The organism is Pirellulales bacterium (assembly GCA_035546535.1).
Lineage (GTDB): Bacteria > Planctomycetota > Planctomycetia > Pirellulales > JACPPG01 > JACPPG01.
In genome coordinates this window covers 29,104-42,721 of the sequence record DASZWQ010000138.1, presented here as the reverse complement: position 1 = coordinate 42,721, position 13,618 = coordinate 29,104, and the positions used below count along the sequence as shown (strand labels likewise).

12 protein-coding genes are annotated in these 13,618 nt (G+C 63.3%); 6 read left to right on the top strand and 6 right to left on the bottom strand.

Features of this window, described 5'->3' with window-relative positions; translation table 11 throughout:
- Positions 1–14 precede the first annotated feature (14 nt).
- On the top strand, positions 15–1,049 hold the full coding sequence (gene bioB / locus VHD36_16635; GenBank protein ID HVU88953.1) for a biotin synthase BioB: 1,035 nt from the start codon (positions 15–17) through the stop codon (positions 1,047–1,049).
- A 99-nt stretch (positions 1,050–1,148) separates the two neighbouring features.
- On the opposite strand, the gene VHD36_16630 is transcribed toward bioB, so the two are convergent.
- A complete protein-coding gene (locus VHD36_16630) occupies positions 1,149–1,484 on the bottom strand; it encodes a hypothetical protein (GenBank protein ID HVU88952.1) in 336 nt (111 codons plus the stop codon).
- Positions 1,485–1,775: 291 nt separating this feature from the next.
- Here VHD36_16630 and VHD36_16625 point away from each other — a divergent pair, with 291 nt between their 5' ends.
- From VHD36_16625 to VHD36_16615, 3 genes are all read left to right on the top strand, one after another.
- Positions 1,776–2,339: a hypothetical protein gene (locus VHD36_16625; protein HVU88951.1), complete on the top strand. Its 564-nt coding sequence runs from the start codon at positions 1,776–1,778 to the stop codon at positions 2,337–2,339.
- Between the two features lie 246 nt (positions 2,340–2,585).
- Complete coding sequence (locus VHD36_16620; protein HVU88950.1) at positions 2,586–4,514, top strand: hypothetical protein; 1,929 nt, start codon at positions 2,586–2,588, stop codon at positions 4,512–4,514.
- A gap of 358 nt (positions 4,515–4,872) precedes the next feature.
- A complete protein-coding gene (locus VHD36_16615; protein HVU88949.1) occupies positions 4,873–5,799 on the top strand; it encodes a DUF6655 family protein in 927 nt (308 codons plus the stop codon).
- A gap of 22 nt (positions 5,800–5,821) precedes the next feature.
- Here the strand turns inward: VHD36_16615 and VHD36_16610 are convergent, their stop codons facing one another.
- Positions 5,822–6,130, bottom strand: a complete 309-nt coding sequence (locus tag VHD36_16610) for a hypothetical protein (GenBank protein HVU88948.1) — start codon at positions 6,128–6,130, stop codon at positions 5,822–5,824.
- A gap of 16 nt (positions 6,131–6,146) precedes the next feature.
- Entirely contained in the window at positions 6,147–7,625 is a 1,479-nt protein-coding gene (locus tag VHD36_16605) for an aldehyde dehydrogenase family protein (protein ID HVU88947.1), read from the bottom strand.
- A 207-nt stretch (positions 7,626–7,832) separates the two neighbouring features.
- On the opposite strand from VHD36_16605, the gene VHD36_16600 reads away from it, so the two are divergent.
- Both VHD36_16600 and VHD36_16595 read left to right on the top strand, forming a co-directional pair.
- Positions 7,833–8,714 (top strand): SMP-30/gluconolactonase/LRE family protein, encoded by an 882-nt coding sequence (locus tag VHD36_16600; protein HVU88946.1) that lies wholly within the window; start codon positions 7,833–7,835, stop codon positions 8,712–8,714.
- Between the two features lie 136 nt (positions 8,715–8,850).
- Complete coding sequence (locus tag VHD36_16595) at positions 8,851–10,155, top strand: PQQ-dependent sugar dehydrogenase (protein HVU88945.1); 1,305 nt, start codon at positions 8,851–8,853, stop codon at positions 10,153–10,155.
- Here VHD36_16595 and VHD36_16590 read toward each other — a convergent pair.
- The 3 genes from VHD36_16590 to VHD36_16580 form a co-directional block, all read right to left on the bottom strand.
- The gene (locus VHD36_16590) at positions 10,146–10,487 is read right to left on the bottom strand and encodes a LysR family transcriptional regulator (protein HVU88944.1); all 342 of its coding nucleotides are present in this window, start codon (positions 10,485–10,487) and stop codon (positions 10,146–10,148) included. The genes VHD36_16595 and VHD36_16590 overlap by 10 nt on opposite strands.
- 117 nt (positions 10,488–10,604) lie before the next feature.
- Positions 10,605–11,786, bottom strand: coding sequence for a ribonuclease D (locus VHD36_16585; protein ID HVU88943.1), 1,182 nt, complete (start codon positions 11,784–11,786; stop codon positions 10,605–10,607).
- Positions 11,787–11,985: 199 nt separating this feature from the next.
- Entirely contained in the window at positions 11,986–13,617 is a 1,632-nt protein-coding gene (locus tag VHD36_16580; protein ID HVU88942.1) for a sodium:proton antiporter, read from the bottom strand.
- Between the last annotated feature and the right edge of the window lies 1 nt (position 13,618).

The window sequence follows — 13,618 nt, the reverse complement described above, 5'->3', positions numbered from 1 at the left end:
CAGGAGTTCGACGAATGCTCGATCTTGCCCCGCATACCACCACGGACAATGCGAGCCGCTGGCAGCAACTGGCCGAACGCGTGCTCGCGGGCCACGAGGTCACCTTCGACGAGGCCTTGGGAATCATTCACGCCGGCGATGACGAGATCTTGGACATCATCTCGGCCGCCTACCGCCTCCGACGCCGCTGGTTCGGCAAGACCGTGCAGCTTTACTTCCTGATGAACGCGAAAAGCGGGCTGTGCCCCGAGGACTGTTCCTACTGTTCGCAGTCGAAAGTTTCCGAAGCCGAGATTCCGCGTTACAACCTGCTGTCGCGCGACAAGATGCTGGACGGTGCGCGGATCGCCGCCGAGCGCGGGGCCAAGACGTACTGCATCGTCATCTCGGCACGCGGCCCGAACGAACGCGAAATGGCCGCCGTGACCAAGATCGTGCCCGAGATCAAGGAAAAGTACGGCCTGCAGATTTGCGCCTGCCTGGGCCTGCTCACGCCTGACCAGGCTCAGCAGTTAAAGGACTGCGGCGTCGACAAGGTGAACCACAACCTCAACACCGGCGAAGAGCATTACGCCGACATTTGCACCACGCACACCTACGCCGATCGCGTGGCCACGCTGCGGGCCGTGCGCAACGCCGGCATGGAACTGTGCTCGGGCGGCATCATCGGCATGGGCGAGCGCGACCGCGATATCGTGCAAATGGCCATGCACCTGCGCGAGCTGGGCGTGGAATCGATTCCCGTGAATTTCCTCAACCCGATCGACGGCACGCCGCTGGCCGGCCGGCAAGACCTCAATCCGCGCTACTGCCTGAAGGTGCTGGCGATGTTCCGCTTCGTCAATCCATCGCGCGAGCTGCGCATCGCCGGCGGCCGCGAAATGCACCTGGGCAGTCTGCAGCCGTTAGGGCTGTACATCGCCAACAGCCTGTTCGTGGGGGACTATCTCACGACCAAAGGGCAAGCGCCCGAGGCCGACTATCGGATGATCGAAGAAATGGGCTTCGAGATCACCCGTGGCGAAGAAGCCGCCTACCGCGCGAAATAAGGTGCGGCTGACCGTCGTTTTTCTTTACGCGCGCGTGCCACGGGTGACTCGTCCACCAGTGCACATCACAGTTCCCTTCTCGACCGCGCCGGCGCGCGGCTAATTGCGCGAAAACCGCGCATCGTGCCGGCTCGCGTTGCCGCGGCGTCCTTCGCGCACCGGATAATTGGCAGCCACGATCAACTGCACCCACACGCAGGGAGTGCCATCGAGCTCGCACTGCAACTCGAATTGGCGCGAAACCACGCGACCGCATAATTTTTCGGTCGTGTTGCTTCCGGGCGCTTGCACGTCGCTGGCGATCATGTCGCCCACGGCCGGCACCGGCTGCCCTCGCCAATCCGTGTACAGGGCTTGACCGACAGTGTTGCCCGAGGCGTCCCGAAATTCGACGTATACGCCGGAAGTCATCGCCTCTCGAAGTTCGGTCTTCATGACCAAGGGGTCTCCCCAAACTGAGAATACGTCACCCTTCCATGGTCCCCACACGCCCGCCGACATTAACGGAATGGTGCGCGGATGTAAAGGTAATTCTTGTGGCTCGACCAACTTCGTCGACGCCGCGTGGCCTCCCGCGGCACGGGCGCGCCGCAAAGCACCAGGCTCTTGTGATGTGTGTCGCTTGGCCGCGCAGATACCGGGAGCACCAATCGGCACACATTGTGCTGTAAGTTTCCCGGTGGCGTGATACCATACAGATGCACGAGCACCGAGACAGGCTTCTGCATGAGTGACCAACGAGACGGCGATCAACGAGACAGCGATCAACGAGACAGCGATCGGCGGTTGCACAAATCGCTGCAATTTGGCACCCGCTCTGTGTTGATCGGCACCGCTGGCTGTGCTTTGATCGCACTGGTTTTTCAGCGCTTTGGCGCCACGGCCGGGGTGTCGCTCGTCTGGTTTCTCATTCTCGCCGCAGCACACGTGGCGGGAAACGCGTTCGGCACGCGCCAGACGGCGCAGGCGCCGCGCCCGCCGCGCGAGTCGCCAGGCAGCGATCCCATGATCCGTTACGCGCCAGCAACGCCATTGCGCGATCAGCGTGGCTTTGGCCGAAGGTTGGTCATCATTACCGCAAGTGCCGCCCTGGCCGGACTGCTGCTTGGTAGCGCGGCGCTAGTGCTCGTCGTGCCGGCCAACCTGGCGGGCATCGTCCTGGGCAGTTTCTCGGCCGCGGTGCTGGGCGGCTTTCTCGGTTTCGTCGGCGGCAGCTTCGTCATGGTCGCCACGCGCTCGTTTCGCGAGGCCGCCGCGCAAGAACGGCACAGTGTGGCCAAATCCGTCTGAGACCGGGCGCCTGCTCGCGCGACTGAAGGACGTTTTACCGATCTGTTAGCTCGCCTCTGCGGCGTTCCTCTTTAACGATGCGATGCGATGCAATGCGCGCATGGATGCTTGCAGCCCGCCTGCTATCGCGCCTCGCTACCGTCGGCTTCCTCAGTTCGTTGAGAGAAACCGATTAAACTCGCCAAGTTCACCTGGCCGATACATTCGACGAACTGCCTGAACCGGGCGCAAAAGCAGGAAGCAATCATGTTCTCCAGATTCCGCGTATCGGCCATTTTGTGCGTCGCAGGATTGATGCTGCCGCCCGTCACCGCGCAGGCACAAAACGGCGATGGTGATGATGACGGCTCGAGCATCCAGCAGCGCTTTCAGCAGTTCGGTCGTTCGCTGGTCGGCGGCTACCGCGGCGACGGCCGCCCGACGAATCAGCGTCCGACGCGCAGTCCTCAGCAACAAGCACAGCAGCGCCGTCCGCAGCAGCGCACGGGCGCCTACTATGATGATGGCGTGGCTCCGCGCCCGAGCAATTCGCAAATGACGCAGCGTGGCGGGGCACCGCGCGACGTGCAGCCCAGCAAGCGCCGCGTGGTCGATGAGGCGGCAACCGCGCATGCCCCGCCGCTGGGCGCGGCGACCCGCAAACCGCAGCAGCCCACCGCGGCCGATGAGGATGCCTCGGCGAGTGACGGCGTGCCGCGCGTGGCCCGCGCGATCACGGCTGAGGACGAAGACATTTCGCCCACGACTCCGGCCCCGACCGCCGCCGCGGCGGACGCCACGGTGGTCCACGGCGCGAGCAGTCCGAGCATCAGCGTCGAAACCGTCGGCCCGCGCAAGATTTCCGTCGGCAAGCAATCCACGTACAAGCTGGTGTTGAAGAACACGGGCGCCATGTCGGCGCAGGACGTGGTCGTGACGATCGTCGTGCCCGATTTCGCCGAAGTCGTGGACGCGAAAGGCACGAGCGGCTCGACCGAGCCCGCCGCGAGCCAGGACGGCATGTGCTGGAAGCTGGGAACGCTGGCCGCGCAGAGCAAGGAAGAGCTATCGATCAATATCATTCCGCGCAAGAGCCAGCCGTTCGAGTTGGCGGTGCGCTGGACGCAAGCTCCGGTCGCCAGCCAGACGATGGTCGAAGTGCAGGAACCGAAGCTGGCCCTGAGCCTGGATGGCGCGCGTGAAGTCGCCTTCGGCGAACGCACGACCTACAAACTGCATTTGTCGAATCCCGGCACCGGCGACGCCGAAAACGTGTTGATCACGCTCATGCCGCTGAATCCGGGTGACGGCGCGCCGGCCAGCCATCCACTGGGCGTGTTGCGCGCCGGCGAAAGCAAGACGATCGAAATCGAGCTCATCGCTCGCCAGGCCGGACAGGTGTCGATCCATGCCGAGGCCAAGGCCACGGGCGACATCTCGGCCACCTTGGAAGAAGAAGTCACGGTGCGCCGCGCAGCGCTCACCGTCACCGCCAAGGGACCGAAGATGCAATTCGCCGGCACGCCTACGTCGTTCGACGTACACGTGAAGAACACGGGCAACGCGGCGGCGCAGAATCTCAAAGTCAGCGCCCGCCTGCCGCAGGGGGCCGAGTTCGTTTCCTGCAATTCATCGGGCCATCTGGCGGAAGAAACCAAGACCGTCAACTGGAACGTCGGTTCGCTGGAAGCCAACGGCGAAGCCACGCTGACCTTGAAGTGCATCTTGCGAGCCTCGGGCTCGAACCAGCTCGAAGTGCAGTGCGTGGCCGATCGTGAAGTGCAGCAAGCGGCCATCGCCAAGACCATGGTCGAGGCCGTGGCCGACCTGACGCTGGAAGTGGTCGATCCTTCGGGGCCGGTCCCCACCGGCGTGGACATGGTGTACGAGGTTCACGTGCGCAATCGCGGCTCGAAGAGCGCCGATGCGATCGACGTCACGGCCTATTTTTCCAACGGCATCGAACCGGTTGCGGTCGAAGGCGGAGCGCATGAGCTGAAGCCCGGCATCGTGGTAATCAAGACGATTCCGGTTCTGGAGATGGGGCGCGAGATGATCTACAAGATCAAGGCCCGCGCCGAAACGCCCGGCACGCACCGCTTCCGCGCCGAGCTCAATTGCCCTTCGCTCGATACGAAGCTGACCGAAGAAGAGACCACGCACTTCTACGACGATCCGGCAGCCGACGCGGAGTAACGCCGGCATAGCATTGCTGGCGCGCTGGCGTTGCCGACTTCAGCAAACGACGGTTCAGGCGCCGTTTTGCCGCCAACCCCCAGGGTGGCCGGCAACTCTCGATTGCCACCTTTGAATATCTTTCCCATTCGCGCGCCGGCGGCGCGAACTCGGGTTTCTGACCGTGCAAGGCATCGGCTAGAATCCGCGGCCCACTCGTGACCGATCTGAGCGCGTTGATCGGTTCGAGCAACCCCTTGAGGCCGTGATGCCATCGGATCCGATCCAATCCGAGCGTGCGAAATGCTCTGCGCGTAACGCCGTGCGCTGCGCGCGTCCGGCGTCATGCGCATTCGCTCGCGCGAGCCTTTGCCCGGCGGTGGCCCTCGGCCTGGCGCTCCTGGTCGGCTGCGGCGCCACGCGCAGCTCGGATTCGGCCCGCACGGCGACCGAACAGATGTTGATGTCCTCGGCCATCGACCGCGCCGTCAACGAGATCAATCTGCAACCGCTTGCCGGCAAGGAAATCTATCTCGATACCGATCGGCTCACCGGCTTTGCCGATCAGCACTACCTGATCGGCACGCTGCGACAGGCGATGCTCTCCAACGGCGTGCAATTGAAGCCCGACCGCGCCTCGGCGAAATACATTGTCGAGGCCCGCGCCGGCGTGTTGGGGACCAATAGCAGTAGCGTGATGATCGGCATCCCCGCCACGAATCTGCCGAATCTGGGCACGCCGGGCGTGCCGTCGGCCATTCCGGAAATTCCTTTCGCCAAGACGACTAACCAGGCGGGCATCGCCAAGATTGCGCTGTTTGCCTACAACCAGCAAACGGGTAAGCCGATATGGCAGTCGGGCACCTTCCCGGTCGTTGCCGACGCCAAGAACACCTGGTTCTTTGGCGCCGGTCCCTATCAGCGCGGCTCGATCTACGGCGACGCGCGCGGCACGAACGAGCGCGGCCTGCTGAGCTTCCGCGGTGAAAGCATCGCGGCCAGCGCCAAGTCGGCCATCCCCGTTACAGCTGAAGCGGTCTTTGACGAACCCGCGGAGCAAGTGGCAAGTAAGCCGGACATCAAAGACGACAAGCCGGCAGCCAATGCTCCGCTTGCAATCACGCCGCCGCCAAATGCGTCGGCCGGCGCCAAACCGGCCACACCTCCGGCGGCTCCGCCTCCGGTCGCGCCAGCCCCACCGCCGCCACCGAGCGTCGTACTCGATCAGCCGGCGCCGGTTGCCACGACCGGATTGTTCAATGCGCTGGGCGACAGTCAGGGACTCTTCGGCACGCTAAAGAAGTAAGGCAGAGCTGCCAACGACCTGCTCACTCGGCCGCATGTCGATGTTGGGCCCGCGCCACGAGCATGCCACGGTAGTTTCGCCGCGCCACGATCTCGTACACGTGGCCGCGAAACCGATATCCCGCCAGTTCCAGCTGCTCGATGTCCGCAAGTGGTATCGATTGCAAGGCCGCGACGGTGTACTCGCACGTACACCAGAAGCGTCCCCCGACGGTCGCGCCGCTGGTGTGCCGATAGTAGCCACCTGCTTCGGTGAACGTCTCTTCGTCGGCATTGCCGAGCAGCCGCTCTCCGTCGCGTGGTCCTCCCACGAACTCGAAGATGATTCGCACGTGCGGACCTGCAGTTTCAACCGTTGAGCTTGACGGTCACCGTCTTCAACTCGGTGTAATGTTCCAGGGCGGCTTCGCCGTTTTCGCGTCCCTGGCCCGATTGCTTGAACCCGCCGAACGGAGTGGTGCTGTCGACCACGTGGTAGCAATTCACCCACACGGTACCCGCCTTGACGCGTTTGGCGTACAAGTGAGCCTTGTCGAGATCCTTGGTCCACACGGCCGCGGCCAATCCATAGTTCGTCTTGTTGGCGCGCTCGGTTACTTCGCCGAAGCTGCGGAACGGCAGCACGCTCACAACCGGACCAAAAATTTCGTCCCGCGCGATGGCCATCTCGTCCCCCACATTGTCGAAGATCGTGGGCTCGACAAAGAAGCCCTGCTCGCCGCTGCGCTTGCCGCCCGTCACCAGCTTGGCGCCTTGCTTTTTGCCAATCTCGACGTAGCCCAGGATCTTGTCCATCTGCTCCTGCGAAACCTGTGGGCCTTGCTCGGTCGTCGCTTCGAGGGGATTGCCGACGCGGCGTTGCTTCGCCTTTTCCGCCAGGCGCTCGACGAACTCCTTGCGGATCTTGTCTTCGACGAACAACCGGCTGCCGGCCGTGCAGCATTGGCCGCCGTGGAAATAAATGGCATGGAACGCGCCGGCCACGGCTTCGTCGAGATCGGCATCGGCAAAAATCACGTTCGGGCTCTTGCCGCCCAATTCAAACGTGACGCGTTTCAGTGAATCGGCCGCAGCCTTCTGAATGATCTTTGCCGTGTCGACATGGCCGGTAAAAGCAATCTTGTCGACGTCAGGATGCGTAACCAGCGCCGCGCCCGCCGTTTCGCCAAAACCGTTGATCAGGTTGACCACGCCGGGCGGGAAGCCGGCTTCGATCGCCAACTCGCCGATCCGCAGCGCCGTGAGCGGCGTCTGCTCGGCCGGCTTCATCACGATCGTGTTGCCGCAGGCCAACGCCGGGCCCCACTTCCAGGCCAGCATCAGCAACGGAAAGTTCCAGGGGATGATCTGACCAACCACGCCCACCGGCTGCCGCAACGTATACGACAGGAAGCTGCCGCGTACCGGCACGGTGCGACCTTCGATCTTATCGGCCCAGCCGGCGTAATAACGCAGCGTGTTGGCCACCCCCACCATGTCGCCGGCCGAGTCGTTGATGGTCTTGCCGGAATTCAGCGATTCGAGCGCTGCCAGGTCCTGAGCGTTGGCGTCAACCAGGTCGGCCAACTTCGACAGCAGCCGTCCGCGGTCAGCGGCATCCATCGTATGCCAGGGGCCTTCTTCCAAGGCGCGGCGTGCGGCCTGCACGGCGCGGTCGATATCGGCGGCCGTGCCCGCGGCCACTTCGGCGATCACTTCGCCAGTGGCCGGGTTGAGCGTTTCGAACGTGCCCCGCTCGACCGGATCGACCCATTTGTTATCGATCAACAGCTTGGTTTGCTCGATAGCCGGAGACTTCTTGGCACTGCGGGCGGTGGCGGTCGTCATGATCGGTCTCCCGGGAATAAGGCACTAAAACGGGGCAGGTACAGGCCGACGCATTGTGGCGGCCGCCGAAGACTGACACCATCATGGCACTTGCTGGCACCATTGTATCTGAGCGGATATAACGGGGACTCGTCAAGGGGGCGCGCAGCCCTCGCGCGGAATATTTGTCGCTTATATCACGACTCCCCTGCATTGAGAAATCAGGTCATGCGTTTCCAGCGATCGCTGCGGTTGTGCCGCTACCGGGCCGCTTCACTTGTCATCGCTGCGCTCGCCGCATGCACCACCGACGCGGTCCGTGGCGCCGACAAAGAGATGCTGGCCTCGGGTCTTGAGAATCCCGAATCGGTGGCGCGCGGCCACGATGGCCGGCTGTACGTCACGGTGATCGGCAAGTCGGGCACCGACGGCGATGGCACGGTCGCCGTGCTCGAGGATGGCAAGGCCAAGACATTCGCCCGCGGCCTGGACGACCCGAAGGGGCTGGTCGCGCACGGCGAGAATCTGTTCGTGGCCGACAAGACCCGCGTCTGGAAGATCGACAACACCGGCAATGCGACCGTCTACGCCGCGGCCGAAGACTTCCCGGTTAAGCCCAAGTTCCTCAACGACATCGAAGCAGACGTTGATGGCGACATCTTTGTTTCAGATTGCGGCACGTTCGTTTCGGACGGTGCGGTGTTCCGCATCAAGCCAACGAAGGAGATCACGGTCGTCGTCAGCCAGAAGACCGCGCCCGAGCTCAAGGCCCCCAACGGCCTGTTGATCGATGGTAAAGACAACCTGCTGGTTGCGGACTTTACGGCCGGCAAGCTCTATCGCGCCGATCTAACCGATGGAAAGCTGACCGCCCTGGCCTCCGGCTTCGGCGGCGCCGATGGCCTGGCCCGCGACGGCCAAGGGCGCGTCTATGTCAGCGATTGGAAGGGAGGACGCGTCTTCGTGCTCGCCGCGGGCGACAATCAGGCGCAACTTTTTGTCGACGGATTTCAGGCCGCCGCCGACGTCGCCTTCGATGCCAAGACCGGCAAGCTCCTGGTGCCGGACATGAAGGCAGGCACGCTGACCGCCGTGACGCCAGACAACTGACCAAGCTAACGATCGAGACACCCTTGGCCCTGCAGGGGCCGCGCGATCATACCGTTGGCTGCAGCTCACGGTTTCATCCGCGCCTTGCAGGGCTTTTAACAACAACGTCAGCCAGAGCACTTCAGGGACATCAACCATGATTCATTGGGCGCGCTACGACCTGGTCTTTCGTCGTGCAATCGCTTTCTGCGCACTTGCACTTTTCACCGTGGGGCTTTCGGCCGCGGAAATCGACACTCGACCGCTGCCCTTGGAAGTGCAAATCGCCTTTCCCAACGTCAAGTGGCCTGGTTGGGCCAGCTCGGAAGAAACGGGCGTCCTTAACGCGCTACGCCCCATCTTGGTGACCAGCGCCGGCGACGGTTCGAATCGCGTCTTTATCCCTACGCAGCAGGGCGTGATCTACGTGCTGCCGAACGATCAACAGGCGACCAGCGCCGAAGTGTTCCTCGATATCTTGGCGAAGGTGCAGTACGACGATAAGACGAACGAAGAAGGTTTTCTCGGCCTCGCCTTTCATCCCAAGTTTCGCGAGAACGGCGAGTTTTTCGTCTATTACACGAACAAGGAGAAGAAGCGCCAAAACATCGTCGCCCGTTACCGCGTGAGCAAGGACGATCCGAAGAAGGCCGATCCGGCATCGGAAAAGATTCTGCTCGTGTTGGACAAGCCCTTCTGGAATCACGACGGCGGCACGCTGGCCTTCGGCCCCGACGGCTATCTCTATATCGCCATCGGCGACGGTGGGCTGGCGGCCGATCCGTTTGGCAATGGACAAAAGCTTTCCACGCTGCTGGGCAAGATCTTGCGCATCGACGTTGATCACACCGACGGCGATCTGCCCTATGCGATTCCCAAAGACAACCCGTTTGTCGGCAAAGCGGATGCCCGCGGCGAGATTTGGGCCTATGGCCTGCGCAACGTGTGGCGGCTGGCCTTCGACCCCAAGACCAAAGTTCTGTGGGCCGGCGACGTCGGCCAGGACACGTGGGAAGAGATCGATCTGATCGAAAAAGGGGGCAATTACGGCTGGAACATTCGCGAGGGGCTCCACCCCTTCGTCAAGAAAGGGGCCAAGCCGCCCGAAAAAGATGAAAAACGCGCCGACCTGGTCGATCCCATCTGGGAGTATCACCACGACATCGGCAAGTCGATCACTGGCGGCGCCGTCTATCGCGGCAAGAAACTGCCCGAGCTTGATGGCGCCTATTTGTATGCCGATTACGTCTCGGGCAAGTTGTGGGCGTTGTGGTACGACGCCGACGCGAAGAAGGTGACCGCCAATCGCGAGATTCCGCTGCCCAAGAGCATCCCTGTGATGTCGTTCGGCGAAGACGAGCAAGGTGAGCTGTACTTCACCACCTACTCACCCGAGGGCCAAGGCGTGTACCGCCTGTTGCCGGCGGGCACGGCCGCGGCGAGCGGTGCTTCTCAGAAATGACGCACGACGCGCGCCGCGGTGGCTTGCAGCGCGCGATCGAGCTTGTTGAAGCGGCGGATCGCCTCCTTGCCGAAAGGAGTGACGATGGCGCCGCCGCGCGCGTTCCCTCCTTTGCTCGCCTCGACCAGTGGCCGACCGGCCGCTTCGTTCATGCTGCGCACCAAGAGCCAAGCGCGGCGGTACGACATTTCCAGGCTCATGGCGGCCTGGCGGATGCTGCGCTGCTCTTCGATCGCGGCCAGCAGCGCCACGCGTCCGCGTCCCAGCACCACGTGCCCGTCGTTTTCGAGCCACACACGCAGACCGCACGTCCAATCGGCCGATTTCCGCATGCGATTCTTCATCAACACACCACTGGCAAGCAAGGGAAGCTAGCGACACCGTATTGTACCTTGCCCCGAGCTGCCGAATGCCGACGCCTCGCCAGACAGACGCAGATGAGGCGTTCCTCATTCCACCTCCGCCCGCTCGAATTCCAGCGGCTGGTCCGATTTGGGATCGCGAATGCGGATCGACAGCTTGCCTTCGAGCAGGTCTTCGAAGACCTGCCCCACGACGTCCGCCCGCCAGCCATGGGCCAACAGCGGTGGCTCGCCGCGCTTGCCGGCCAGTGTAAAGGCGACCAGCTCGCGCACGTCCGAAGCCGTGCCCACGATGCTGGGCGCCACCTCGGCCGCGCGGCAGATGCTCCCGAGCGCCGACGAAAGGAACTGTCCCAGCAAATTCAATTGGGAATTGTTGTCGGTGCGCACCACGCGTGGGCAATCGGCATCGGAAATCTTCAGAGCGCGATCGATCGCCGCCGAAAGTTCCGGAATCGACCGCGCCAGGTCCCCCCGTTCCATGCCGCGGATGGCGCGGATCTGCTTCGGATCGGTCGAGCGGCGCCGGGCCAGCTCGACAATCAAATCGTCGCGCAGCACGCGTTTGACCGGACAATTGCGCCGCGAAGCCTCGGACTCGCGCCACGTCCAGATTTCGCGCACCAGCGCCAGACCGCGCGGCGGCAGGCCCGAGCTGCCGGCCACCTTGCGCCAGCGCTCGCGATTTTGCGCTTCTTGAACGCTCGTGAGCCAATCGGCCATCTCGCTTTCGAACCAGGCGGTGCGCTTGAGGCGGGCCAAACGCTGCCCCAGCTTGTCGCGCATCTCGCCCAGGTGGTCGACGTCGGCCAGCGCATATTCGATCTGTCTTTCGGAAAGAGGGCGCCGCCGCCAGTCGGTGCGGGTTTCTCCCTTTTGTGGCGTGAGGCCCAACAGCTTCGAGACAAGCGAACCGTAGCTGGCCGGATACTCAAGCCCCACCATGCCGGCCGCGATCTGCACGTCGAACAGTCGATTGGGCAGCCGCCCGATGGCGGCCAGGCTGAATTCGATTTCCTGCCGGCCCGCGTGTACGATCGTCTCGTGCCCTCCCTCGGCCAGCACCGCCCAAAACGGCTGGAGGTTTTGCACCTTGAGCGGGTCGATCACGGCCAGCCGGCCCGCCGCGGCGACCTGCACCAGGCAGAGTTGCGGTCGATAGGTGTCCTCGGAGACGAATTCCGTATCGAAGGCGATGCGCTCTGCGCCGGCGAGCGCGCGGCACAACTCTTCCAGCTCTCGATCGGTCGTGATCAGCTCGTGCTTCACGTGCATCCTGCAAAAAGGGGGAGCGTTCGTCGGGCGCTCGCCTGCGCCGAACCTGCGTTGGAGCCGCCCGGTGCTCGTTGACGACGGTCATCCCTGCCGCCGGCGTCCGCGGGGAAATGGCGGGGTTATCTTAATGTCCCTTGCGCGTTCGGCCAAGCGCCGCGCCGCGGGCGCACCCCGGAGCGGCAAGACGGCTTCCTCAGCGGAAGAACACGAGCGTCACGATCACGAACAGCGGGAACAGCACGCCCAGGCTGTACAGCATGTAGCCGAAGAAGCTGGGCATCTTCACGCCCGCCTTTTCCGCGATCGACTTGACCATGAAGTTCGGCCCATTGCCGATATAGGTCATGGCGCCCATGAAGACGGCGCCCAGGCTGATGGCCGCGAGAATGTCGACGTTGACGCCCGCCATCGTTTCGCCCGTGCTGTGCAGCGACTGCGCGGCCTTGAAAAACACCAGGTAGGTGGGTGCGTTGTCGAGCACGCTCGAGAGCGCGCCGGTGCTCCAGAAGAATTTCCAGGGGACGTCGATGCCCAGCTCGTTTCCCTTCACTTCCAGAATCTGCAGCGCCGGTTGCATGCACAAAAAGATGCCGAAGAACAAGGCTGCCACTTCGATGATGGCGCCGTAATTGAACTGATTGGCGCGGCGCACGTCGGCGCGACCGAGCACCAGCGACAACCCGACAAGCGCCAGAAGCACCGCCTCGCGCAGGAACAACCAGGGATGCCAGTCGCTGCCAGGAAAGGGCTTGCTCGGATCCAGAATCGCCACCGCCACGACCACGGCGAGAAGCAAAAGAGCGTTGGGCCACACGCCGCTGAACTGCAAGCGGCGCACGCGCGCTTCGTCCTTGACCAGGTCCGCTTTGGCTTCGTGCGGATAGCACCAGAAATAATCCCACGCGTAATAGATCACCACCAGCGCGCCGTTGACCAACAGCCAAGGCGGCCAAAGGGCGAGCGTCCACAGGAAATCGACCCCCTGCAAATAACCCAGGAACAACGGCGGGTCGCCGATCGGCAGCAGGCAACCGCCGCAATTGCACACGGCGAAGATGAAAAAGACGACCGTGTGCTTGACGTGCCGACGTTCGCTATTGGTCTCCAAAAGCGGTCGCACCAGCAGCATGGCCGCGCCGGTCGTGCCGATCAGGTTCGCCAGCACCGCGCCCACGCCGATGAACAGCGAATTCGTGAGCGGATGGGCCGGCAGGTCCCCCTCGATGCGAATGCCGCCGCTGATCGTGTACAGGGCAAACAGCAGGATGACGAACGGCACGAACTCGTTGAAGATGGCGTTCTGAAAGACGGCCCAGGGCACACCCAGCGACACGCCACCGCTCGAGGGCGCGATCACCGCATGCCCCAGAAAGTGCCGATCCACCGGGTGGGCGTGTACAAGCGCGTAATAGCCGAGCGTAAAGAGGCCCAGACCCGCCGCTACGTAAAAGCGGTGCAGGTTATTGTCCCACCAATGCTCGGTCCAGTGGCTGAGCGGCAACACGGCGATCGCCGCGAGCAACAGGGCAAAGGGTAGCACCATCAAGAAACTCGGCGGCTCGGCCGGAACGTGCGGCCTTTGTGCCAGGTCGGCGGGCGGTGAGTCGTTGGCGATGCCCGGCTGTTCTGGAGCATTGACCGTATCCAATGTAACGACGCTAGGGTCGCCCACCGGGTAGTCGGGTTCTCCTAGCGTCAGTTCGGTGCCGCGCTGCGGCAGCCCGAGCGCTGCGGCCACGAGATAACCGACCAGGATCACCGTGGTTGTGATTACGACGCCGCGCGAGGAACTCGGGCTGGTCGAGGAGTCGTCGGTTATGCCCATT